Raw genomic sequence first — 23,551 nt, forward strand, 5'->3', positions numbered from 1 at the left:
CAGGCCGATGGCCAGCAAGGTCACGCTGAAACGTCGCTCCCGCAACGGCCCGCTGATCTCGCTGGTGCCGATGATCGACGTGATGCTGATCCTTCTGGTCTTCTTCATGGTCACCTCGACCTACCTGAACCTCGACATGATCCCGGCGGTCCGACAACAGGACCAGCCCGCCGCAACCGCGACCACCCCCGGCCGGACGGGGACCGCGATGATCCGCCTCGGTGCCGACGGCGTGCCGGTGCTGCGCGGCCAGCCGCTCGACGCGGCGGGTCTCGACCGGGCCCTGCGCGACCTGCTCGCCGGGGAACCGCTGGCACAGGTGCTGATCCTGCCCTCGGGCGGCGCCACCACGCAGGCCCTGATCACGGTGATGGACGTGGCCACCCGCGCCGGCGTCCAGCGCTTGCGCGTCATCCGGCTGGAGGCGCGGCCATGAAGCTGCGCCGCCCCGCGCCCGCCCAGCACTCCGAGACCATCATCGCCCTGATCGACGTGGTGCTCTTCCTGCTGATCTTCTTCATGCTGATCGGCAGGATGGACGCGACAGCGCCCTTCGAGGTCTCTCCGCCGCTGGCCACCACCGGGTCGGACATGCCCGCGGGCGGGGCGACACTCGCCATCGCCGCTGATGGCGCGCTGGCCCTCGACGGCCAGGCGCTGGACCGCACCACGCTCGACAGCCGCCTCGCCGCCCTGCTTGCCGAGGATCCCGACCTGCGCCTGCGCGTGAATGCCCACAAGGCGGCCGAACTGCGCCACGTGCTGCCGCTGGTCGGCGCGGCCGAGGCGATGGGCTTTCGCGACGTGGTGCTGGTCGTGACCCCGGCGGACCAGCCATGAGCGCGCGCGCCCTGCTCTGGGCCGCGGGCCTTGGCGGGTCGGTCGCCGCCCATGCCGCCGTCGCCGGTCTCCTGCTGGTCGCGCTCCGGCCCGACCCGGTGACCGAACAGCCGACACCGCAGTCAAGGCTCGACGTCGAGGCCTACGATCTCGAACGCACCGCCGCAAAGGAGGCGCCGCCTCCGAGCGAAGCCGCCAGCGAGGCCAGCACCGAGGGCGCGAGCCTCGACCCCGGCGCCATCCCGCAGTCGCGCGCCGAACAGCTGACCGCCACCGCCCAGCCCCTCGCGCCGCGCCCCGCCTCTGGCCCGGTGGTCACCCCCGCCGCCGCTCCAACGCAGGCCCTGACGGCAGGCACGGCCCCGGCAACGGCCGCCGCCGCCGTCATTCCCGCCGCGCTCCCGCTGGCCTCCAGCCCAGAGCCCGCCGCAACCGCCCTGCCCGCCGCCCTGCCCGACAGCGTCGCCGCCGACCCACTGCCGCCACCGACAGCGCCCGCCGCGCTCGCCGTGCCGGAAAGCCAGCCGCTCGACCTTGCCCGCTTGGACACCCAGGCAGCCCCCGAGGCCGCGCCGCAGGCCGCCAGCGTCAAGGCCACGCTCGCCTTCCCCGGTGGCGACGGCACGGTCGACCCGGCCTCCCTCGCCGCCTTCCAGAGCTTCATGCAACCGGGAGACCTCAAGGCCGGGGAGGATCCGCTGCGAGATGGCGTCTCGGCCCTGCTGGCGCAGGTGCCCTGCTCCCGCCTGCAGGTCTCCTTCGACCCGGAAACCACCACCCTGCAGGTCAACGGCCATATCCCCGAGGGCGACCTGCGCGCCCCGGTGCTCGCCGCGCTGCAGGCGCAGATGGGCGCGGACATCGGCGTGTCGGACAACATCCTGATCCTGCCCCGCCCCCAGTGCGGCGCGCTCGCGGGCATCGGCGAGGTGGGCCTGCCGCAATCCACCGACCAGATCACCAACCCGCTGCTGATCGGCGAGGACACGCAGGCGCGCGTGCTGGGCTTCGTGAAGGACCAGCGCCTGTTCTTCGACATCACCGCGCCGGACTACCCGGCCTATGTCTACGTCGATTACTTCGATGCGGACGGCAACGTGCTGCACCTCGCACCGAACGAGCAGGTGCCGCTGGCCCGTGCCGAGCCCGAAAGCGCGATCCGCATCGGCGCGGAAAAGGCAGGCGATCCCGGCCTGCAGATGCTGGTCGGTCCGCCCTACGGGCAGGAGATCGCGGTGGCCTTCGCCGCCTCCTCCCCGCTCTACGACGGGCTGCGCCCCCTGCTCGAACCTGCCGCGCCCTACCTCGCCGAGCTGAAGGACCGTGTGGCACAGGCCCGAGCGGCCGATCCTGGCTTCAAGGGTGAATGGGTCTATTTCTTCGTCACCACCGCCGAACGGTGACCGCGAAGCGCACGGCCCCACTTCTTTGGGTTCTCAAGTATCCCGGGGGTGAATTGGCCCGCCGGGCCAAGAGGGGGCAGCGCCCCCTCCTGCGCCGCCAGCCGTCAGTTCAGAACGGTGAACTCGATCCGCCGGTTGCGCGCCTTGTTCTCGGCGCTGTCGTTCGCACGCACCGGGCGGCTCTCGCCGTAACCGACGACCTTCATCCGGGCCGAGGCGATGCCCTTGCTGCCAAGGTAGGCCGCGACCGCACCGGCGCGGCGCTCGCTCAGCGCTTGGTTGGTGGCGTCGCTGCCGTCCGAGTCGGTGTGCCCCCCGACCTCGATCACCAGGTCCGGGCAGCGGTTCACGATGTCATAGAGGTTGTCGAGCAGCGGGTAGCTTTCCGGGCTGAGCCGCGCGCTGGCCGGGTTGAAATAGATGTTCCCGGTGCGCGAGAGGATATCGAAGCGCCCGACACAGGCCTCGCGGTCCATGTTGCCCTTGGTCTCCAGCGCCGCGGCGCCCGGTGTGGCGACGGTCGCCAACTGCTCCATGCTCGGCGGGGTGCCGGGGCTCGACCGGTCGAAGACGAAGTCGAAGCTGACCACGCCCAGCGGCACGATATCCACGTTCGCCGCCTCCTGAAGCTTCTCGCGACCGCCCTCGAGATTGAAGTCGGAGAGCTTCACCGCGATCGGCGTGGTCGAGGAAACGTTCACCCGGTCGTTGCTGATCAGGGTAACGGCGACGTCGGCCTCCTTCTCCAGCGTGACGCCGTGCAGGGTCAGCGTATAGGGCAGCGTCACGAACTTGCGGCGGGTGGAATGCAGGTCGCGCAGAACGTCCGGCGACAGCTCCACCGAGATCACCGCCTCGGGGAACTTGAAGGTTTCGAAGAACAGGAAGCGCATCCGCACGTTCCTCAGGTCGATGCTGGTATCGACCGAGTCCATCAGCACCTTCACCTGCGCCTTGCCGTCCGGGGTGATCAGCCCCGAGAGATTCACGAAATGGCTGGTCTCGGCCAGGTCACCCTTCTTCACCGAGAGAAAGCGCAGGTCGGATGACTCGGCATCGAGGATCCAGCCATTCTCGAAGGGATCGGCGGATTGCGCGGCCACCGGTTCGACCACGGCAATCGCGAGAAGCAATGCCAGTATCCGGGGCAACAGGGTTCGGCGGCTGAAGAAACGGGTCATCGGACTCCCTCGGTCAATTAAGCGACGCGAATTGCGGTACCTCAAATGCGCTTTATGGTACATTATCAATGAACCGCCTGCTAAGAACAGGAAAAGCGAAGTCAGGCCGGCATAATGTCAAAGAAATGCCGAACTGTCCGGCTAGGGCCGGTCGGAATTGGCGTGGTGCCGAACCCCGGCCGGATCCCTGCGCAAGGGACATGAGGCTGACCGAGCAGGACGAAACGACAGGAACGACCCGTGCGCGCACTGACAAGACTCTTCGTGCTTCTGCTGGCCTTTGCGGCCGCCCCGCTTCAGGCCGAGGAGCGGCTGGCGCTGGTCGTCGGCAACTCGGCCTATGGCCGGGTGACGCCGCTCGACAACCCCTCCCATGACGCCGAGCTGATCGGCAAGACGCTGGAGGGCCTCGGCTTCAAGGTCACGCTGCTGGTCGATTCCACCCAGATCGAGATGAAGCGCGGCATCGCGCAGTTCGGCCGCGCCCTGCGCGACGCCGGCACCGAGGCGACCGGCCTGTTCTATTATGCCGGCCACGGGGTCCAGTCCTTCGGCTCGAACTACCTGCTGCCCGTCGATGCCGAGGTTTCCGACGCCGCCGATCTCGACCTCGTCGCCATCGAGGCGCAGTCGGTGCTGCGCCAGATGTATTCGGCCCGCAACAAGACCAACATCGTCATCCTCGACGCCTGCCGCAACAACCCGTTCAGCGACATCCCCGCCTTCAACGACAACGGCCTCGCCGAGATGCAGGCGCCGACCGGCACTTTCCTTGCCTATGCGACCGCGCCCGGCGCCGTGGCGCTTGACGGGCTCGAGGGGAACAGCCCCTTCACCGAGGCCGTCGTGCGGCTGATGTCCACGCCGGGCCTGCCGATCGAGCAGATGTTCAAGCAGGTGCGCGTCGACGTGATCGAGAAGACCAAGGGCCAGCAGACCCCGTGGGACGCTTCCTCGCTCACCAATGACTTCAGCTTTGCCAAGGCCGAGGAGCGCACGGCCTCGGACATCGAGGCCCAGCAGTTCTGGAAATCGGTTCAGTCCAGCCGCGACCCTGTGCAGATCATGCTGTTCCTGCGCGGTTACGGCGACAGCGCCTATGCCGCGGACGCCAAGACGCTGCTGGCCGAGGTGATGGAAAAGGAGCTGGCCAAGGAACAGACCCAGACCGCCAGCGCCTCCTCCGGGCCGACCCCGGCCGAGCAGAAGCTCTTCGAAGCGGCACAGGCCAACCCGAGCCGCGGCGCGTGGGAAGCCTATCTGCAGATCTATCCCAACGGCGTCTTCACCGAGTTCGCGCGCCAGGAACTGAACGCGCTGCGCGCCCAGAACGGAGAGGACCCGGTCGGCCCCGGCCAGCACGCGGGCCCCAAGGCGGGCACCGCCGACGCCTCGATCCCCCCGGGCATCATCACCTTCGAGTCGCCGCTCGATTCCGAGGTCGAGTCGGTGAACGGCAAGTCCATCGCCGAGCTGATCGGCACCACCCCGCTGTTCCCGCCGGTCGAGGGGCTGCCCGACGAATACTGGAAGAACCAGCACTGCTCGAACTGCCACGAGTGGACCCGCGAGCGCATCTGCACACAGGCCAATACCTACCTGAGCCTGAACATGCAGCGCTCGCTCGACAAGGCGCATCCCTTCGGCGGCGTGCTGAAGCGCAGCCTCAAGGCCTGGGCCGCAGGCGGCTGCCAGTAGCCTCTCTCTCACCCTGCCTGAGGGCTGGGGATTGGAGTGCTTCCGGATAGAACAGTCTCAGGGCTTGGGATGATCGTCCCAGTCGTCGTTCAGGATGCGACGGCTGTCGCCCTCCGGGTCGTCGTACTGGTTCGACCTGACCGTGTAGAGAAAGGCGACGAGGCCGATGCCCCCGAGGATCAGAGAGACGGGTATGAGAAAGCCGAGAACGGTCATTTGCGGCCTGCCAGCCTGAGGGCGTTGAGCGATACGGTCATCGAGGAGGTCGACATCGCCAGCGCCGCCACCAGTGGCGTCGCCAGCCCGGCGATGGCCAGCGGCACGGCGACCACGTTGTAGAGCGTGGCGATGCGGAAGTTCTCGCGGATGCGCCGGGTGGCGCGGCGCGCGATCTCGCAGGCCTCGGCCACCGGGGACAGATCGGTACCGAGCAGCACGATATCGGAGGCCACCCGCGCGGCGTCGAGCGCGGAGGCGGGCGAGATCGAGACATGGGCCGCCGCGAGGGCGGCGGTGTCGTTCAGCCCGTCCCCCACCATCAAAACGTGGCGCCCCTCGTTGCGCAGCGCCTCGACCCGCGCCGCCTTGTCCTCGGGGCGGGCGTTGGCGATGCGGGTCTCGATGCCGAGCCGGTCGGCGAGGTCGTCCACCGCCTGCCGGGTATCCCCCGAGATCAGCAGAACCTGCATCCCTGCCTGCCTGAGCGCGGCAACGGCCTCGGCGGCACCGGGGCGCAGGGCATCGGTAAAGCGAAAGGCGCGCGGCGCACCCTGCCCGGTGGAGAGCCAGGCGGCCGTGCCGCCGCATTCCTCCGCGCCGACCCATGCGGCACGCCCCAGCCGGACCAGCTGTCCGCCAAGCCGCCCCTCGGTGCCGAACCCCGGCACCTCGGCAATGTCGTCGACTGGCGCGGCCACGATCCCGCGCGCCGCGATTGCGGTGGCAAGCGCCCGCGACAGCGGATGGGCCGAGGCGGAGGCCAGCGCGAGCGCGATCGCGAGGTCGTCCTTGCCGTTCTCGTCAATGTTCGTCGCCTCCGGCGTGCCCGCCGTCAGCGTCCCGGTCTTGTCGAAGACCACGGTGTCGACCTGTGCCAGCCGTTCGAGTGCGGTCGCGTCCTTGATCAGCAGCCCCTTGCGGAACAGCCGCCCCGAGGCCGCCGTGGTCACGGCGGGCACTGCGAGTCCGAGGGCGCAGGGGCAGGTGATGATCAGCACCGCCGCCGCGATGTTCAGCGCGACCCGCATGTCACCGGTCGCCAGCAGCCAGCCCAGCCAGCTGAGCCCGGCAAGGATATGGACCCCCGGCGCGTAGAGCTTGGCGGCGCGGTCGGCCAGCGAGGTGTAGTTCGCCCGCCCGGACTCGGCCACCGCCACCAGCTCGGCCATGCGCCGCAGCGAAGTCTCCGCCCCGACCGCCGTGGCGCGTACCGTCAGCGGGCCGGTCAGGTTGACCTCGCCCGCGCTGACCGCCTGCCCCGGCGCGGCAAAGACCGGCAGGGTCTCGCCCGTCAGCAGCGAGCGGTCGAGTTCGGACCGGCCCTCGACGATCTCGCCGTCAACCGGCATCCGGGCGCCCGGGCGCACCAGCACGAGGTCACCGATCGCCAGCTCGGCCAGCGCGACCTCCTGCGGGCCCCCGGCCCCGAGACGCAGCGCGCGCGGCACTTCGAGCGCAGTCAGCTCCTCGGCAGCGGAGCGCGCCATCGCCCGCGTGCGATGATCGAGATAACGGCCCGCCAGCAGGAAGAAGGTCAGCGTCAGCGCAGCGTCAAAGTAGGCATGAGCGCCCGAAAGCGCGGTTTCCCAGAGCGAGGTGATCACCGCCAGCACGATGGCCAGCATGATCGGCACATCCATGTTCAACCGCCCGGCCGAGAGCGCCGACCAGGCGTTCCTAGCAAAGGGCTGCGCCGCATAGGCCAGCGCCGGCAGGGTGATCGCCGCCGAGATCCAGTGGAACATGTCGCGCGTCGCGTCCGAGGCCCCGGACCAGACCGAGACCGACAGCAGCATGACGTTCATCGCGGCAAAGCCCGACACGGCAAGGCGCAGCAGCAGGGCCCGCCCGGCGCTGTCGGTGCTGGTCACGCCCAGCGCGGTCTGATCCAGCTCGTGCGCCTCGTACCCGAGACCGCGCACGACCTCGGCCAGGTCCTCGGCACGGATCTCCGGATCGGCCTCGATCATCGCGCGCTTGAGCGTGAGGTTGACCCGCGCGGAATGGACGCCGGGTTGCGCGGCAAGCCCGCGCTCGACCTTCGAGATGCAGGCCTGGCAGTGGATCGTCGGCAGAGACAACGCGATCCGGGCATCCACAAGGGGCGCGCCGACCGGCTCCGCCGGAACGGCGAGGCAGCCGGGGCAGGCAGCGGCGGGTGCAGGATGCAATGTGGCGGTCATGACCTTGTTCATTTCTTCACGTGCAGCGAAACCTTCTGGACGAACTCGGTGCCATCCTCAGCGGTTGCGTTGATGCGCACCTTCCAGCGGCCCCCGCCCAGCTCCAGCGGAGCCTCGTAGACCTCTCCGGTGAACACCAGATCGGGCTCCACATCCTCGCTGATCTCGGTCGCGCGGCCCACCACGGCGTGCAGCGTCTTCGGCTGCACCGGGACCCCGTCGCGCCCGGTAAAGGCAAGGGTGATGCGCCCGTCTGCCTCGCGGGCCTCCACCGTCCAGCCCAGCGCCTCCTGCGCCGCGCGGCGCTCGTTGAACTCCTGGCTCGCGACATAGGAGTTGGCCACCTCGAGCCCCGGGAAGGTGCGCACCGCGCTGACCGCCAGCGCCACGTTCACCGCGATGATCACGGCAAAGGCTCCGACAAAGACTGCGGCGGCGTGGCGCCCGGTGAATTCGCGTTCGGCCATTTCAGTCTCCTCGCCCGTTGAATGTGGTATCGCGGTTGGCGCGCTCGCCGTTGGTCAGATCCTCGACCCAGAACCGCAACGGCGTCGCCTCGGCCCGGGCGGGCGCCGCGTCTTTCGGCGTCACAAGGTAGACGCGCTGCAGCATGGCGGTATCGGCGGGCACTTCGACGGTGGCATAGGGCGTGCCCTCCAGCTGGATCCGCAGGGCCGGATCGCCCTTGACCGAGAGCTTGAACGGACGCGCCTCGCCGTTCTTGTTGCGGATGCGCACGTCGTAGGTGTTGCGGATGGAGCCGTCGGACAGGGTGACGAAGGTGGGGTTGCGGATCGGCGCCACCGTCATCTCGATATCGGGACGGATGAACAGGGCAAAGATCAGGCCCAGCCCCACCAGTGACCACATCGCGGTGTAGAGGATGGTGCGCGGGCGCAGGATATGGCGCCAGATGTTGCGCGGCGGCTCGCCCGCGCGCTCGCGAGTCTCGTCCGAGAGCGCCATGTAGTCGATCAGGCCGCGCGGCTTGCCGATCTTGGCCATCACGTCGTCGCAGGCGTCGATGCAGAGCGCGCAGGTGATGCATTCCAGCTGCTGGCCGTTGCGGATGTCGATGCCCATCGGGCAGACGTTCACGCAAGCCATGCAGTCGATGCAGTCGCCGGGCCCGGCATGGTCCGCCTCGGAAGACGCGGGTTTCAGCGCGGGCGGATAGGCCTTGTCGGCGATCACCCCACCGGCCTGCGAGGCGGCTTCCGCCTCGGCCGCCTGCTGGGCGGTACGGCGGCGGACGTTGCCCTTGCCGCGCGGCTCGCCCCGCCATTCGCGATAGCCGACGACCAGCGTGTCCTCGTCCATCATCGCCGCCTGGATACGCGGCCAGGGGCAGGCGTAGATGCAGATCTGTTCGCGGGCAAACCCGCCAAAGAAGAAGGTGGTCAGCGTCAGCACACCCATCGTCGTATAGGCGACTGCGTTCGCCTGCCCGGTGATCAGCTGCATGAACAGCGTGGGCGCATCGGCGAAGTAGAAGACCCAGGCACCGCCGGTGGCGAGGCCGATCAACAGCCAGATCACCCACTTGGTCAGCCGCAGCCGGGCTTTGCGAAAGTCGAGCTTCTGTTGCCGGTGCAGGCGCAGGCGCGCGTTGCGGTCCCCCTCGACCCAGCGCTCGACGAGGATGAACAGGTCGGTCCAGACCGTCTGCGGGCAGGCATAGCCGCACCAGACCCGGCCCAGTGCCGAGGTGAACAGGAACAGCCCGAGGCCCGCCATGATCAGCAGGCCCGCGACAAAGTAGAATTCGTGGGGCCAGATCTCGATCCAGAAGAAATAGAAACGACGGTTGGCGAGGTCCAGCAGCACGGCCTGGTCCGGCAGGCTCGGCCCGCGATCCCAGCGCAGCCAGGGGGTGATGTAGTAGATGCCCAGCGTGACCGCGAGGATCACCCATTTGAAATTGCGAAAACGGCCAGAGACCCGGCGCGGAAAGATCGGTTCTCGGGCGGCATAGAGGCTGGGGGCTGGGTTGGCGTCGCTCACGGTATCCACTCATGAATCACTTGGCTGTCTTCGCCCTTCTCACAGAAGAGGGTCGCACGAACTTTGACATGGGTCAAAAAGCACATCTGACAGGCAGCTTTGTCGCAGGCAGACGGGGCGATCTCGCGGAAATGCGAGCGATTGCCCGCGTTTGAGATGATTTCCCCTCCGGAATGTCACATTCTCGAACGGCTTGTCGCCACATTTTCGACCGAAGAGGCGAACCAGGACTTTTTCTCAAGGTGGTTTCAGCGATGCCAAGGCCCGATCTCATCTCTTCCACCGCGGCCGAGGCTCCCCTCTTCGGAGAGGCGTTCGCAGACCATGCCGCCAGCCCGGTGACCGAGGTCAAGGACGCCGCCGCCAGCACCGCGACCGCCTATTCCATCGCACCGGGGCAGGCATTTTCGGGCGAGATCGGCAGCAGCGGAGACGAGGACTGGGTCGCGGTCACCCTGACGGCGGGCCAGACCTACGAGATCGCGGTCCAGGGCGCCTACAGCAACGAAGGCACGCTCTACGACAGCTACCTCGAGATTCGGAACGCCAGCGGCATCCTGCTCGCTAGCGACGACGATGGCGGCGAGGGCGCGGAATCGCTGCTGAGCTTCACCGCCATGTCGAGCGGCACCTACTACCTTGGCGTCAGCGCCTATTCGACCGGCACCGGGTCCTACCTGCTGAGCGTCAGCGGCGGCGGACAGACCGGCGTGGGCGACAGCGGCCCGGAGGCTCCGGAGGCAACCGACCTGTCGGTGATCGAGGACATGGCGGACTACCTGACCCGGGGCTACTGGGGCACCAGCCGCGCCACCGCGAACCACGGCAACACCATCACGGTGAACATCGAGGCGCTGAATGCCACCGGCCAGCAGCTTGCCCGCTGGGCGATGGACGCCTGGGAGTCCGTCGCCGACATCACCTTTGTCGAGACCGGCGGATCGGCCGACATCACCTTCGACGACAGCGACAGCGGCGCCTATGCCTACGAGGATTTCGTGAATGTCTCGGCCGGGTGGATCACCGGGTCCGACCGCGCGCTCACCTCCTACGGGCTGCAGACCTACATCCACGAACTCGGCCACGCCCTCGGGCTCGGGCACCAGGGCGACTACAACGGCAACGCCACCTACGACCGCGACGCGCTGTTCGAACTCGACAGCTGGCAGCTGTCGATCATGTCCTATTTCAGCCAGCCCGAGAACTCGGCCATCGACGCCAGCTATGCCTATGCCGTGACCCCGATGGCGGTGGACATCGTCGCGATCCAGAACCTCTACGGCGCCGCCGACGGCAGCTCGCTCACCGCGGGCGACACGGTGTTCGGCAAGGGCAACACGCTTGGCAACAGCTGGCTGGGCCGGCTCTGGGATGCGGTGGCCAGCGATACGGTCACCGCGACCGTCTACAACGGCGACAGCTTTGCGGTCACGATCCACGACGTCTCCGGCTACGACGTGCTGGACCTGTCGTTCGACCGACTAGACCAGACCATCAGCCTCGCCGAGCGGACCGCCTCGGATTTCATGGGGCTGACCGGCAACCTCTATATCGCCGACGGCACCGTGATCGAGGAGTACCGTGCGGGGCGCGGCGACGACACGGTGATCGGCAACAGTGCGGCGAACGTGCTCTCGGGCAATCGCGGCGCCGATGTGCTGAGCGGCCTCGGCGGGCGCGACACGCTCAACGGCGGCAGCGGTGGCGACGATCTGTACGGCGGGGCCGGCAACGACCGCCTGCGCGGTGGCAGCGGGGCGGACCAGCTTGTCGGCAACGGCGGCAACGATACCCTCGCAGGCGGCGCCGGGGCAGATCAGCTATTCGGCGGGGCCGGACAGGATCGCCTGCAGGGCGGCGCCGGGAGCGACCTGATGGATGGCGGCGCGGGGCGCGATACGGCACTCTACGGCGACGCGGACTCGGGCATCCTGCTGGATCTACGCAACCCGGACCGCAACGGCGGCTGGGCCGAGGGCGATATCCTGACCAGCATCGAGGCTGTCGAGGCGACCACCTACCGCGACCGGATCTATGGCGACTCCGCCGACAACCTCCTGATCGGCCAGCAGGGGAACGACATCCTCGACGGGCGCGTAGGGGACGACCGGCTGATAGGCTCGCTCGGGCGCGACCGGCTCTCGGGTGGCGCGGGCGACGATGACCTCAGCGGCGGGGCCGGGCGCGATATCTTCATCTTCGACGGCGGCAACGACCGCATCCGCGACTTCGACGGCGACATCCTGCGGCTGGACCAAGACCTCTGGGGCGGCGCCGCGCTGGATCTGTCCGACGTCATGGAAATGGCCAGTCGTGTCGGCAAGGGCACCGTCATGGACTTTGGCGACGGCAACGTCCTCACCCTGAACGGCGTCACCGATCTGGACGCGCTGGCCGACGCGATCCGCATCTTCTAGGCCGCGCTACATCTGCCGCGCGGCCCGCCGCAGCCACGAGACGAAATCGCGGGCCGAGGCGCGCAGCACGCCGGGCCGCGTCACGATGTGATAGCCCTCGCCCTCGCGCGGTTCCTCGAACAGGATCACCAGCCGCCCGGCGGCCACGTCGGCCTCGATGAAGGTCTTGGCCGTCACCGCCAGTCCCTGCCCCGCCCGCGCGCCATCGAGCACGAGGTTGCCGGGGATTTGCACCCGCTTGGTCGCCAGCCCCTCGGGCACCCCACGGTCGCGCAGCCAGTTGTTGGCCTCCGATGTGCCCAGCTCTTCCAGCCAGGGCAGTTCGGCCAGGTCGCGGGGATCCGTGATCTCGCGCCCCTCCAGCAGCGAGGGCGCGGCCGAGACAACGATATGCGTGGACAACAGTAACTGGGCATCAACCCCGGGCCAGCGCCCGGACCCGTAACGGATGGCAACGTCGATCCCGCCCGGGCGCAGTTCGGAAAGCACCGGGCTCGGGTCGATCATCAGGTTGATATCGGGATGCGACAGGCGAAAGTCCGACAGGCGCGGCATCAGCCAACTGGCAGCGAAGGAGGGCGTGGTCGAGATGTGCAGCGGCCGCGCGGCGTCGCGCCCGGTCAGTTCCTGCACCACGTTCAGGATGGTGCCGAAGCCCGCCGTGAGAACCTGCGCAAGCTGCTGCCCCTCGGCGGTCAGCTCAAGACTGCGCCCCGAGCGGAACACCAGCGCAACGCCAAGATGGGTCTCGAGCGCTCGGATATGCTGGCTGATGGCCGCATGGGTCACGTTGAGCGCATCGCCCGCCTGTTCCAGCGTCCCGCTCTCGGCAAAGGCCGCAAAGGCGCGCAGGGCTGCGAGCGGAGGCATGTCTCGCCAGTTCATATGTAATCCCAGCTTACAGATTGCATTTCTGATTGAGTCGCATTCCACGCGCTTTGGGTCAAGTATGAGCATCAGAACCCGCCACACGAGGAGATCGCCATGCTTATCGGAATACTCGCTAAATCTTTCATGACAGCCAGCCGGACCGACACGGCACGCCCGGACCGCACCCGGCGGCGGAAGCCCACCCACTGGTACTGGTGGAGGACCTGACCGATGCGTATCCCCGGAAAAAGCCTCTTCGTCATCGACTTCCCTGCTGGTCTGAGGGCCGGGGGCACCTGCGTCCCCGCCCGGCCGGTGCCACCCTCCCGGCCACGCCGCAAGCGCTGGCTGACGGCCGGTCACTGGTGGCTCCAGTCGCCCGGCTGCATCGACCCCTTCCGCTTGTAACGACAAGGGCCGCACCCTTTTCAGGATGCGGCCCAGTCCGATGCCGGTGCCTCAGGAAACGCGCGAACAGATCGAGGCATCGTCACCGAAACGCCCGGACCCGCCAAGGCCGGGCGTTTCCCTTGCTCAGCTCACTCGCCGCCGCCGAGCTGGTGGACGTAGGTGGCAACCGCGCGGATTTCGGCCTCGGTCAGCTTGTCGGCCCAGCTGGGCATCACCCCGAACCGTGCGTTGGTGACGGTCTGGACCAGCGTGTCGTAGTCGCCGCCGTAGAGCCAGATCGCGTCGGAAAGGTCCGGCGCGCCAAGGTCGCGATCGCCGACCCCGCCCTCCATATGGCACGAGACGCAGTTGTCTTCGAAGACGACCTGCCCCTCGGCCACGAGGCTGGCATCGTTCGGCGTCCCCGAGAGCGACTGCACATAGTTCACGACCTGCGCGATCTGGGTGCGGTCGAGGATGCCGTCGCGGCCAAAAGCCGGCATCTCGGAATAGTGCGCGTCGGGGTCGGTCTCGTTGCGGATACCGTGGCTGATCGTGGTATGGATCGCCTCGATATCGCCCCCCCACAGCCAGTCGTCGTCCAGCAGGTTGGGATAACCTTTGGCCCCTGCGGCACCGGCGCCGTGGCACTGGGCGCACCATGTGCGGAACACGGCCCCGCCCGCCGAGACAGCATAGCCGTCCAGCTCGGGATCACCTGCGATCGCGGTCAGCTCGACCGAGGCCAGCTTGTCGTTGATCGCCGCGTTCGCGGCCTCGGCGGCGGCAATCTCCTCCGCCACCTGCGCCCGGGTCGAGAACCCGAGCAGACCCGAGGTCGCGCCGTTGATCAGCGGCCAGGCCGGGAAGGCGATGGTATAGCCGATGCCCCAGATGATGGTCAGGTAGAAGGTATAGAGCCACCAGCGCGGCAGGGGATTGTTGAATTCCTCGATCCCGTCCCACTCGTGGCCCGTGGTTTCCGGATCGCCGGGCCTCTTGTCTGTCGTGTGCTGGCTCATTTTCCCGTCTCCTCGGCTTGCGCGGGCTTGTCGGCGTTGCGGAACGGAATGTCGGCCGTGTCCGCGTAGGTCTTGCTGCTGCCCGGGCGGAACACCCAGAGGACTATCCCCACGAAGAAGAGGAACAGGAACAGCAGCATCCAGCTGTCGGCGAAGTGTCTCAGTAGTGTGTAGAGTTCCATCGTGTCACCTCAGCGGCTTGCATCGGGCGTGAAGGTCGAGAAATCGACCAGCGTGCCCAGCATCTGGAGGTAGGCGATCAGCGCATCGGCCTCGGAGATCCCGGGCAGACCGTCGAAGTTGCGCACCTGGACCTTGTCGCCGTAGCGCTCGAGCAGACCGTCGTAGTCGCTGTCCGGGTCGGCCTGCGCCGAGAAGTCCGCGACCGCGTTCTCGATCATCTCGTCGCTGTAGGGCACCCCAACGATGCGGTGGGTCTCCAGCAGGTCGCGGATGTAATCGCCCTCGATCAGCTTGTTCTCGAGAAAGCCGTACTTCGGCATCACCGACTCGGGCACCACCGACTGCGGGTCGCGCAGGTGGTCGCGGTGCCATTCGTCCGAGTAGCGGCCGCCGACGCGGGCCAGGTCGGGCCCGGTCCGCTTGGAGCCCCATTGGAACGGGTGGTCGTACATCGACTCCGCCGCAAGACTGTAGTGGCCATAGCGCTCGTCCTCGTCGCGCATCGGGCGGATCATCTGGCTGTGGCAGACGTAGCAGCCCTCGCGGATGTAGATCTCGCGGCCCGTGAGTTCGAGCGGGGTGTAGGGGCGCATCCCCTCCACCTTTTCGATGGTGTTTTCCAGGTAGAACAGCGGGACGATCTGGACGAGGCCCCCGATGGTCACCACGAGGAAGCTGAAGATCAGCAGCAGCGTGGCGTTCTTCTCGAGGATCTTGTGCCGGTCGAGGATCGACTTTTTCCGCGGAGCGTTGGTTTCGGTCGTAGCCATTCTGACGACCCTCCTTATTCAGCGGGGACGGCGACAGCGAGGCTCTGCTCTTTGGCAGGCGCGGCGCGGACCGTCATCCAGAGGTTGTAGACCATGATCAGGGCACCAGAGAGGTACATCAGACCACCTAGGGCACGGACCACGTACATCGGGAACTTGGCGGCTACGGTGTCGGCAAAGCTGTTCACGAGGAACCCGTTCGCATCGACCTCGCGCCACATCAGGCCCTCGAGGATCCCGGTCACCCACATCGACGCGGCGTAGAGCACGATGCCGATGGTGGCGAGCCAGAAGTGCCAGTTGACCATGGAGAGCGAATAGAGCCGCTCACGTTTCCACAGCACCGGCGTCAGGAAGTAGAGCGCGCCGAAGGTGATCATGCCGTTCCAGCCAAGCGCGCCGGAGTGGACGTGACCGATGGTCCAGTCGGTGTAGTGGCTCAGCGAGTTGACCGCGCGGATCGACATCATCGGGCCTTCGAAGGTCGACATGCCGTAGAAGCCGATCGAGATCACCATCATCCGGATCACCGGATCGGTGCGCAGCTTGTCCCATGCGCCCGACAGCGTCATCAGGCCGTTGATCATGCCACCCCAGGACGGCATCCAGAGGATGATCGAGAACACCATGCCCAGCGTCGAGGCCCAGTCGGGCAGCGCAGTGTAGTGCAGGTGGTGCGGGCCGGCCCAGATGTAGAGGAAGATCAGCGCCCAGAAGTGGATGATCGACAGCTTGTAGGAGTAGACCGGGCGCTCTGCCTGTTTCGGCACGAAGTAGTACATCATCCCCAGAAAGCCCGCGGTCAGGAAGAAGCCCACGGCGTTGTGGCCATACCACCATTGGGTCATCGCGTCCTGCACACCCGAGAACAGCTGAACCGAACGGGACCCCCAGAAGGACACCGGGACCGACAGGTTGTTGATCACGTGCAGCATGGCCACGGTGACGATGAAGGACAGGTAGAACCAGTTCGCCACGTAGATATGCGGCTCTTTCCGCTTGATCAGCGTGCCGAGGAAGACGGCGAGGTAGACCACCCAGACGACGGTCAGCCACAGGTCGACGTACCATTCCGGCTCGGCGTATTCCTTGGACTGGGTCGCGCCCAGCAGGTAGCCGGTTGCCGCCAGCACGATGAACAGCTGGTAGCCCCAGAATACGAACCAGCCGGCGTTACCGCCCCAGAGCCGCGTCGCGCAGGTCCGCTGCACCACGTAGAACGAGGTCGCGATCAGCGCGTTGCCCCCGAAGGCGAAGATCACCGCCGAGGTGTGCAGCGGCCGCAGCCGGCCGAAGTTGCCAAAACCCTGCAGCACTTCGAAGTTGAGCTGCGGGAAGGCCAGCTGGAGGGCGATCACGACGCCGACGAGGAACCCGACAACGCCCCAGAAGGCGGTGGCGATCACCCCGGCGCGGATAACCGAGTCGAAGTAGTTCCCGGTGTCCGGCAAAACGATCGGTTCTTCCATGTTGCGCAGGATGTGGAGGAAGAGCCCCCCCGCCACCAGCGCGATGATCATGGCGTGCACCATGTAGGCTAGGTCGCGCGCATAATTGATTCCCATCAACGCGATCAGCGTGACGAGACCAAGCGCGATTAGCTTGATGTAATTAGACATATTTCTGTCCCTTTGCCGTTGCCCGATTGCGGCGCGGGCGCCGTCCGGACGAATTGGTTCTGTGGTCTAAATGGATAAAGTCTACTTCGAGTACCTTGATCTGCATCAAGATCGCCTTTTCCGTTCCGTGAGATAGATTACCATAGACAAGGCCGGTTACGCTGGCCTGTGCTCCGAAAATTTAACCACGGGGACCAAAATGGCCTACAAATCGCTCCTGTCCGTGCTGACCTCGGTGAACCTCTCCGATACGGCGCTGGACCACCTCGTCGCGCTGGCGGATCATTTCTCCGCCCATGCCGAAGCGCTCTGCCTCGGCGTGGACCGGACCCAGACCAGCTATTACTACGCGGGCGCGAGTGCCGTCGTGCTGCAGGAAACCCTGGATCGCGCCAATGCCGAGGCGGCCGAGGTTCTCGCCCATGCCAATGACAAGCTCTCCAAATGCGGCGTGCGCTGGTCCAGCGAGAGCGGTGTCGCCCAGATCGCCGACCTGAGCCGCCATGTCGCCCACCGCGCGCGGTTCTCCGACCTCGTCGTGCTGCCCAAACCCTATGGCGAGGGCCGGGGCCCCGAGGTCGAAGGCGTGGTGGAAGCCGCCCTGTTCGAGGGCCGCGCTCCCGTTCTGGTCGTGCCCCAGGGCAGTGCCCCGGTGACCGCACCCAAGACGGTGCTGGTGGCCTGGAACGAAAGCATCGAGGGGCTGGCCGCCGCGCGCAAGGCTCTGCCCTTCCTCGTCGGCGCCGAAACCGTGCGCATCGTGGTCATCGACCCGCCGCAGCACGGACCGGAACGGTCCGATCCGGGCGGCATGCTCAGCCAGATGCTCTCGCGCCACGGGGCACGCTGCGAGATCGACGTGCTCTCGCGTACCATGCCCAAGATTTCGGACATCCTGAACCGTCACGCCACCGATACCGGCGCGGACATGGTGGTGATGGGCGCCTACGGCCATTCCCGCTTCCGCGAGGCGATCCTCGGAGGCGCCACCCGCTACATGCTGGAACAAGCCACGATCCCGGTTCTGATGGCGCACTGACGCCGCGCCGACCGCCAGACACGACGCGACCCGGGCACCGAAATGCCCGGGTCGTTTTCGTTTCAGCCAAAGCGGTCCGGAAGGCGCCGGTCAGGCGGCCTTGCGACGGCGCAGGAAGGCGAAGGCGCCGAGGCCACCCAGCAGCAGCGGCAGGCCGGCCGGCAGCGGAACCGGCGAGGTCAGCGAGTCGACGACTTCGCGGGTCAGCAGCGAGTAGTTGGTGAACAGACCGTCCATGCCAGCCGCGATCCAGTAGCTCTGGGTGTCGAAGGCCGAGTCATAGTCGGACTGGTTGAAGGTCCAGCCGTGCACGGCGAGGCCAAGCTCGTGGGCCGCCGCGATGAACTCCGGGCTCAGGTCATAGCCGAGGTAGACGCCGACGCCGTCCGCGAAGAGCGCGAGGTCGCTCAGCAGGTTGATGGTGCCCGTGGGGTAGTCGTAGACGCCGAAACCGTCGTCGGTCAGCATGACGTAGCCCAGAACGGCGATCTGGTTGTCCATGTCCAGTTCGTCCTGGATGTCGGCCAGTTCCTTGGCACCCACGGCGCTGAAGGTCTGAACGAAGGAGTTGTCCGAGGCCTCGGTAAAGCCGTTGGCCTTCATCTCGGTCAGGATCTGGCGGTTCATGGTTTCCGCGCTGGGAACCTTGGCCTCCGGGTAGATGCCGATGACATCACCGGTGGAGCTGTTGTGCGCGTTCACCAGGTCCATGACTTCCTGAAACGTCGGAACCTTGAACGGGTCGCTCATCGACGGGGTATAGCCGGGGTACTCGGTCGACGCGGTGCTGCTCGCGGGCTCGACCGTCAGGGACTTGATCTCTTCCAGCGTGAAGTCGCTGACGAGGTAACCGCCGTTGCGGGGCTCGAACAGGTCTTCGACGTTGGTGGTGCGGGTCAGCGTGCTGTCGTGCATGGCGACGAGAACGCCATCCGCGGTGGTTTGCAGGTCGGGCTCGACGATGTCGGCGCCCATCTGGATCGCCAGTTCATAGGCGGCCAGCGTGTGCTCGGGGAGGTAGCCGCTGGCGCCGCGGTGGGCGATGATCAGCGGGGCTTCGCCCGACAGGGTGTTGTAGGTGGCGGCAAAAGTGGGGGAGGCCAGCGTCACGGCAAGCGCCGCGCCGGTCACGAGGGAGCGAAACATGGGAGGTCCTGTTCAAACTGTGGCAATTTCTGGGCGCCAATGCGCCAACACTGCGGCAATAGCCCGAAAGTACGACAGTTTTTCTAGGTTATTGTCACAAACAGGAAACAAGTTAACGACAACGTAGCCCCACACCCCGCCTGCTCATACCAGTTGACGCAACGACGGCGCCGCGCTATGCGGCCTGCCATGTACGCCCTGATCGTGACCAAGAAGACCACCACCAAGACCACCGCTCCGGCGGGGGTCGCGTTGGTGTGCGCAGGGTAACGACAAGAGCCTGACACCAACCAGCCCCGCCGGAGACGGACGGGGCAGATGCATCAGGCACCCCGTCCCTCTCGGCCCAGACCGGAAAAGAGAGAGACCATGAACGACCAACCCCGCGAGATTTCCCCCGCCGCTATCCCCGCTGACGGCTCGGCCCCCGTCGTCGCAATCGTCGGCGCCACCGGCGCCGTCGGCGTCGAACTGATGCAGTGCCTCGAGAGCCGCAACTTCCCACTCTCGCGCCTGCGCCTGCTGGCCTCTGCCCGCTCGGCCGGCCAGCGCCTGCCGTTCCGTGGCGAGGACCTCGTCGTCGAGGAACTGACCGAGGACAGCTTCGAGGGCGTGGACATCGCCCTGTTCTCGGCGGGCGCCACCATCTCGCGCAAGTTCGCCCCCATCGCAGTCGCCGCCGGTGCCCGCGTGATCGACAACTCCTCGGCCTTCCGCATGGACGCGGACGTGCCGCTCGTCGTCCCCGAGGTGAACCCCGCCGCGATGAGCGCCCAGGACGGCATCATCGCCAACCCCAACTGCGTCGCCGCGATCATGACCGTCGCGCTGGCCCCGCTGCACCGTGCCCACCCGGTCCGCCGCCTGCAGGTGGCGACCTATCAGGCCGCGTCGGGCGCCGGGGCCGCCGCGATGCAGGAACTGCGCGACGCCACCGCCGCCGCGCTGGCGGGCGAGGCCTTTACCCCGACCGTCCTGCCGCACCCCTATGCCTTCAACCTGTTCAGCCACAATGCCGAGGTCGATCCCGAAAGCGGTTACAACGGCGAGGAACTGAAGGTCATCGCCGAGACCCGCCGCATCCTGGACCTGCCCGAGCTGCCGGTCGGCATCACCTGCATCCGCGTCCCCGTCCTGCGCGCCCACGCAATGGCCGTCACCGTGGAATTCGACGAACCCGTCGCCCCGGAAGAGGCCCGCGCCCTGATCGAGGCGGGGGCCGGTCTGCGCCTTGTCGACGATGTCGCCGCCAACCACTTCCCCATGCCCTGCGAAGTCACCGGGCGCGAGGAAGTGCTGGTCGGCCGTATCCGCCGCGACCTTGGCGACCCCTCGGGCCGCAGCCTGTCGCTGTTCATCGTCGGTGACCAGCTTCTGAAGGGCGCAGCGCTGAACGCGGTCCAAATCGCCGAGACCGTTCTGGCCGGTTGATCGGCACAAACGAAACCGGGGCCGCCGCGACATGCGGACGGCCCCGGCTGATTCCGAAGGAAACTCTCAGATCAGGTGACCGCCGTCGCTGTCGTCACCGGCTTCTTCCAGCAGGCGGTCCATGTCCGGCACAACCACGTGGCGCTTGCCTTCCAGCACGATGACCCCGTCGCGCTTCAGCGCCGAGACCTGCCGGCTCACCGTCTCCAGCGTCAGGCCAAGGTAGTCCGCCATCGCCTCGCGGGTCAGCGGCAGGTCGAAGGCAACCGCCTTCGACGCGGGCTGGGCCACTTGCGCCGGATCCCGGCGTGCGATGATGCTCAGCAGGCTGGCGATCTTCTCGCGCGCGGTCTTGCGCCCCAGCACCAGCATCCATTCCCGCGCCGCATCCAGTTCGTCCAGCGTCATTTCCAGCAGGCGATGCGAAATGTGCGGCGTCTCGCGCATCATCTTTTCGAACGGCTTCTTGCGAAAGCAGCACATCACCACGTCCGTGGTCGCGGTCACGTCATAGGCCGAGCCCTCGCGCCCCGGACGGCCGACGAAATCGGAAGGCAGCAGCAAACCGACCATCTGCGTGCGCCCGTCCTCCATCGCCTGGGTCAGCGAGGCGACCCCTGAGACGACGGAGCCGACGAAGTCCATCTTGTCGTTCGACCAGATGATCGTCTGACCCGCTTCGAAGCTGCGGTAGTACTTGATCTCCTCCAGCCGCTCGAGTTCCTCGCCCTCGCACCGCGCACAGACGGCGCGGTGGCGGATCGGACAGTCGCTGCAATTGGGGGCAATCGATTTGCTGGGCGCGTTCATAATGGAAGCCGGTTGATCTGCATCAATGCGATGCGCTGAGGGTACATTTAATTCTCCCAACATGATAACCAATTCTCAACTTGCGCGCTTGGGACTTTTTGACACTCGCGTGCCACGCTACACCAGCTACCCGACGGCGCCGCATTTCGCAGCGGATTTCGGGGCGGACATGTTCCGCGACTGGCTCGGCGCGATCCGCCCGGGCAGCAGCGTGTCACTCTACGTCCACGTCCCGTTCTGCCGCCGGCTCTGCTGGTTCTGCGCCTGCCGGACCCAGGGGACCCAGTCTGCCGCGCCCGTCGCGGCCTATCTCGAAACCCTCAAGGCCGAGCTCGCGCTGGTCGCGCACCACCTGCCCGAGGGCGTGCGCTTGTCCCGCCTCCACTGGGGCGGCGGCACACCGACCCTGCTGGCCCCCGACATGATCCGCGAACTGGCCGAGGCCATCGCCCGTGTCGCCCCCTTCGCACCGGGGGCCGAGTTCTCGGTCGAGATCGACCCGAACGAGATCGACTCCGAACGCCTCGACGCACTGGCCGGGGCGGGCATGAACCGGGCCTCGATCGGCGTTCAGGACTTCAACCCCGACATCCAGAAGGTCATCGGCCGCGAACAGGGCTTCGACGTGACCCGCCGGGCCATCGACATGATTCGAGAGCGGGGAATCCAGAGCCTCAACGCCGACATCCTGTTCGGTCTGCCCGACCAGTCCCGCGCCCGGATGTCCGAGAGCGTGCAGAAGCTGCTGTCGCTCTCGCCCGACCGGGTCGCGCTCTACGGCTATGCCCATGTGCCCTGGATGGCGCGCCGCCAGTCGATGATCCCCTCCGACGCGCTGCCGACCCCGCAGGAGCGGCTGGAGCTCTTCGAGACCGCACGCCGCATGTTCGTCTGGGACGGTTACGAGGAGATCGGGATCGACCACTTTGCCGTGCCCGCCGACGGGCTCGCCCGGGCCCAGAAGGCCGGAACGCTGCGGCGCAACTTTCAGGGTTATACCGACGACACCTCCGAGGTGCTGATCGGCATCGGCGCCTCGTCCATCTCCCGGTTTCCGCAGGGCTATGCCCAGAACGCTCCGGCGACCTCCGCCTATACCGGCCGCATCCGCGAGGGGCAGTTCGCCACCGCCAAGGGCCACCTTTACGGCGGCGAGGACCAGATGCGCGCGCGGATGATCGAGGCGCTGATGTGCGACTTCCGCATCGACGCGGCCGAGATCCGGTCTCGTTTCGGCATCCCGGCCCAGCAGCTGAGCGAGATGTTCCGCGACGCCGACCGGGCCTTCGAGGGTATGCTGCATGTGTCCGAGCAGGGCCTCTCCATCCCGCCCGCGGTCCGTCCGCTGACCCGGCTGATCGCGCGCCAGTTCGATGCCTACGACATGAGCCAGCAGCGCCACAGCTCGGCTATTTAGCGGCAACCCTCAGCCGGGGGCGGTCGTGGCTGCGGCTGCGCGCCACCTGCTTCCTGAGATCCCGCACCAGATCGTCGGCACAGCAGGGCGTCAGGCCACCGGCCAGCACCACAGGGGCGGCCAGCCCCTTCAGCCGCACCTCGACCACGTAGCTGCGCGGGGCCTGCCGCAGCTTGGCCTCGCGTCCCAGCAGTTTGGACGCCGCAACGCCGCGCGATCCATCAATCGCGGGCTCGGGCATGATCGCCAGCCCCTGGTACCCGATGTCGAACCCGTCGACGGCGCCAAGCGGGGCACGCAGGCGGGCGGTCTTCAGGGCGCCATCCACGATGTCGATCCGCGCGGGCCTGCGATGGCGCGCACCGGGCAGCAGGAAGAACCCCGACATCGCCACGCCAATCGCAAGCACGACAAAGCCCAGCCCCGTATCGGTCGCCGGATTGACGTAGAACGGCATCGCCGCCACCGCCCCCATCAACAGAGGGATCAGCGGCGCGAGGCGCGAGTTGCGGGCCGGTAGGACATGGTAGGTCGTCGCCCCGGTCTGGGGATCAACCTCGCGCCGATAGGCCGCCACCGTTGGCAGGTGCAGGGTGCGCACCACGTTCAGGCCCCCGAAGAACAGGAAGAGCCACAGCGGCACGCCCAACAGCGCGCCCCACTGCCCAAGCCGCAGCGCAAAGGCCCGGAGCAGGATCTCGGGCTCCAGCCCGGCGGCACCCAGCCGGGCGGACACCATCGCGCAAGCCAGCACCGGAACAGCCGCAACCGCAGCCCACCGCAGGCCATCGGCCAGCGGGGACGTAACGGAAAGCTCAATGGCTGCAGGCTCAGTACCTGGCATACGTTCAAACCTTGGAGTAGTAAGGAAATGCAGAGCAGTCTTGCTGGTCGAGCGGGTCCCTCAGG

21 protein-coding genes are annotated in these 23,551 nt (G+C 67.1%); 8 read left to right on the forward strand and 13 right to left on the reverse strand.

The features are described 5' to 3' along the window. The first annotated feature begins 7 nt into the window (after window positions 1–7). From DDT93_RS06885 to DDT93_RS06895, 3 genes are read left to right on the forward strand one after another with little or no spacing between them, the layout of a single operon-like run. Window positions 8–436: an ExbD/TolR family protein gene (locus DDT93_RS06885; protein ID WP_109465078.1), complete on the forward strand. Its 429-nt coding sequence runs from the start codon at window positions 8–10 to the stop codon at window positions 434–436. Next, on the forward strand, window positions 433–840 hold the full coding sequence (locus tag DDT93_RS06890) for an ExbD/TolR family protein (protein ID WP_109465079.1): 408 nt from the start codon (window positions 433–435) through the stop codon (window positions 838–840). The genes DDT93_RS06885 and DDT93_RS06890 overlap by 4 nt, the downstream gene beginning before the upstream one ends. Beyond that, window positions 837–2,243, forward strand: coding sequence for a DUF4384 domain-containing protein (locus DDT93_RS06895; RefSeq protein WP_109465080.1), 1,407 nt, complete (start codon window positions 837–839; stop codon window positions 2,241–2,243). Before DDT93_RS06890 ends, DDT93_RS06895 begins: the two co-directional genes overlap by 4 nt. Window positions 2,244–2,347: 104 nt before the next feature. Here the strand turns inward: DDT93_RS06895 and DDT93_RS06900 are convergent, their stop codons facing one another. Continuing rightward, a complete protein-coding gene (locus DDT93_RS06900) occupies window positions 2,348–3,424 on the reverse strand; it encodes an OmpA family protein (protein WP_109465081.1) in 1,077 nt (358 codons plus the stop codon). 240 nt (window positions 3,425–3,664) lie between these two features. Between DDT93_RS06900 and DDT93_RS06905 the strand changes: the two genes are divergently transcribed. After that, window positions 3,665–5,122 (forward strand): caspase family protein, encoded by a 1,458-nt coding sequence (locus DDT93_RS06905; RefSeq protein WP_232825391.1) that lies wholly within the window; start codon window positions 3,665–3,667, stop codon window positions 5,120–5,122. A gap of 57 nt (window positions 5,123–5,179) precedes the next feature. Here DDT93_RS06905 and ccoS read toward each other — a convergent pair whose 3' ends face one another. Genes ccoS through ccoG form a run of 4 tightly spaced genes read right to left on the reverse strand, consistent with a single transcriptional unit; the run spans window position 5,180 to window position 9,528 of the window. After that, a complete protein-coding gene (ccoS, locus tag DDT93_RS06910; protein ID WP_109465082.1) occupies window positions 5,180–5,338 on the reverse strand; it encodes a cbb3-type cytochrome oxidase assembly protein CcoS in 159 nt (52 codons plus the stop codon). Continuing rightward, window positions 5,335–7,524: a heavy metal translocating P-type ATPase gene (locus tag DDT93_RS06915; protein WP_109465768.1), complete on the reverse strand. Its 2,190-nt coding sequence runs from the start codon at window positions 7,522–7,524 to the stop codon at window positions 5,335–5,337. The genes ccoS and DDT93_RS06915 overlap by 4 nt, the downstream gene beginning before the upstream one ends. A gap of 8 nt (window positions 7,525–7,532) precedes the next feature. Beyond that, complete coding sequence (locus tag DDT93_RS06920) at window positions 7,533–7,991, reverse strand: FixH family protein (RefSeq protein WP_109465083.1); 459 nt, start codon at window positions 7,989–7,991, stop codon at window positions 7,533–7,535. Window position 7,992: 1 nt separating this feature from the next. Beyond that, entirely contained in the window at window positions 7,993–9,528 is a 1,536-nt protein-coding gene (gene ccoG / locus DDT93_RS06925; protein WP_109465769.1) for a cytochrome c oxidase accessory protein CcoG, read from the reverse strand. A 254-nt stretch (window positions 9,529–9,782) separates the two neighbouring features. Here ccoG and DDT93_RS06930 point away from each other — a divergent pair, with 254 nt between their 5' ends. Continuing rightward, window positions 9,783–11,945: a M10 family metallopeptidase C-terminal domain-containing protein gene (locus DDT93_RS06930; RefSeq protein ID WP_198654801.1), complete on the forward strand. Its 2,163-nt coding sequence runs from the start codon at window positions 9,783–9,785 to the stop codon at window positions 11,943–11,945. Between the two features lie 6 nt (window positions 11,946–11,951). Here DDT93_RS06930 and DDT93_RS06935 read toward each other — a convergent pair whose 3' ends face one another. The 5 genes from DDT93_RS06935 to ccoN all read right to left on the reverse strand — a co-directional run bounded on the left by DDT93_RS06935 (window position 11,952) and on the right by ccoN (window position 16,799). Next, window positions 11,952–12,830: a LysR family transcriptional regulator gene (locus DDT93_RS06935; protein ID WP_109465085.1), complete on the reverse strand. Its 879-nt coding sequence runs from the start codon at window positions 12,828–12,830 to the stop codon at window positions 11,952–11,954. 524 nt (window positions 12,831–13,354) lie between these two features. Beyond that, window positions 13,355–14,227, reverse strand: coding sequence for a cytochrome-c oxidase, cbb3-type subunit III (gene ccoP, locus DDT93_RS06940; protein WP_109465086.1), 873 nt, complete (start codon window positions 14,225–14,227; stop codon window positions 13,355–13,357). Continuing rightward, window positions 14,224–14,409 carry a cbb3-type cytochrome c oxidase subunit 3 gene (locus tag DDT93_RS06945; protein WP_109465087.1) on the reverse strand — a complete coding sequence of 62 codons (186 nt, stop codon included), beginning with the start codon at window positions 14,407–14,409 and terminating at the stop codon, window positions 14,224–14,226. Before DDT93_RS06945 ends, ccoP begins: the two co-directional genes overlap by 4 nt. A 9-nt stretch (window positions 14,410–14,418) precedes the next feature. After that, complete coding sequence (gene ccoO, locus DDT93_RS06950) at window positions 14,419–15,180, reverse strand: cytochrome-c oxidase, cbb3-type subunit II (protein ID WP_109465088.1); 762 nt, start codon at window positions 15,178–15,180, stop codon at window positions 14,419–14,421. A gap of 14 nt (window positions 15,181–15,194) precedes the next feature. Beyond that, on the reverse strand, window positions 15,195–16,799 hold the full coding sequence (ccoN, locus tag DDT93_RS06955; RefSeq protein WP_109465089.1) for a cytochrome-c oxidase, cbb3-type subunit I: 1,605 nt from the start codon (window positions 16,797–16,799) through the stop codon (window positions 15,195–15,197). A 199-nt stretch (window positions 16,800–16,998) separates the two neighbouring features. Between ccoN and DDT93_RS06960 the strand changes: the two genes are divergently transcribed. After that, on the forward strand, window positions 16,999–17,838 hold the full coding sequence (locus DDT93_RS06960; protein WP_109465090.1) for a universal stress protein: 840 nt from the start codon (window positions 16,999–17,001) through the stop codon (window positions 17,836–17,838). A 90-nt stretch (window positions 17,839–17,928) separates the two neighbouring features. On the opposite strand, the gene DDT93_RS26900 is transcribed toward DDT93_RS06960, so the two are convergent. After that, the gene (locus tag DDT93_RS26900) at window positions 17,929–18,984 is read right to left on the reverse strand and encodes a glycerophosphodiester phosphodiesterase family protein (protein WP_109465770.1); all 1,056 of its coding nucleotides are present in this window, start codon (window positions 18,982–18,984) and stop codon (window positions 17,929–17,931) included. Window positions 18,985–19,353: 369 nt separating this feature from the next. On the opposite strand from DDT93_RS26900, the gene DDT93_RS06970 reads away from it, so the two are divergent. Beyond that, on the forward strand, window positions 19,354–20,415 hold the full coding sequence (locus DDT93_RS06970; protein ID WP_109465091.1) for an aspartate-semialdehyde dehydrogenase: 1,062 nt from the start codon (window positions 19,354–19,356) through the stop codon (window positions 20,413–20,415). Window positions 20,416–20,481: 66 nt separating this feature from the next. Here DDT93_RS06970 and fnrL read toward each other — a convergent pair whose 3' ends face one another. Next, a complete protein-coding gene (fnrL, locus tag DDT93_RS06975; protein WP_109465092.1) occupies window positions 20,482–21,225 on the reverse strand; it encodes a transcriptional regulator FnrL in 744 nt (247 codons plus the stop codon). Window positions 21,226–21,286: 61 nt separating this feature from the next. Between fnrL and hemN the strand changes: the two genes are divergently transcribed. Then, complete coding sequence (hemN, locus tag DDT93_RS06980) at window positions 21,287–22,642, forward strand: oxygen-independent coproporphyrinogen III oxidase (RefSeq protein ID WP_109465093.1); 1,356 nt, start codon at window positions 21,287–21,289, stop codon at window positions 22,640–22,642. Here the strand turns inward: hemN and DDT93_RS06985 are convergent. Beyond that, window positions 22,635–23,486 carry a hypothetical protein gene (locus tag DDT93_RS06985; RefSeq protein WP_157960120.1) on the reverse strand — a complete coding sequence of 284 codons (852 nt, stop codon included), beginning with the start codon at window positions 23,484–23,486 and terminating at the stop codon, window positions 22,635–22,637. The genes hemN and DDT93_RS06985 overlap by 8 nt on opposite strands. Between the last annotated feature and the right edge of the window lie 65 nt (window positions 23,487–23,551).

It is taken from the genome of Albibacillus kandeliae (assembly GCF_003116585.1).
Taxonomy (GTDB): domain Bacteria; phylum Pseudomonadota; class Alphaproteobacteria; order Rhodobacterales; family Rhodobacteraceae; genus Albibacillus; species Albibacillus kandeliae.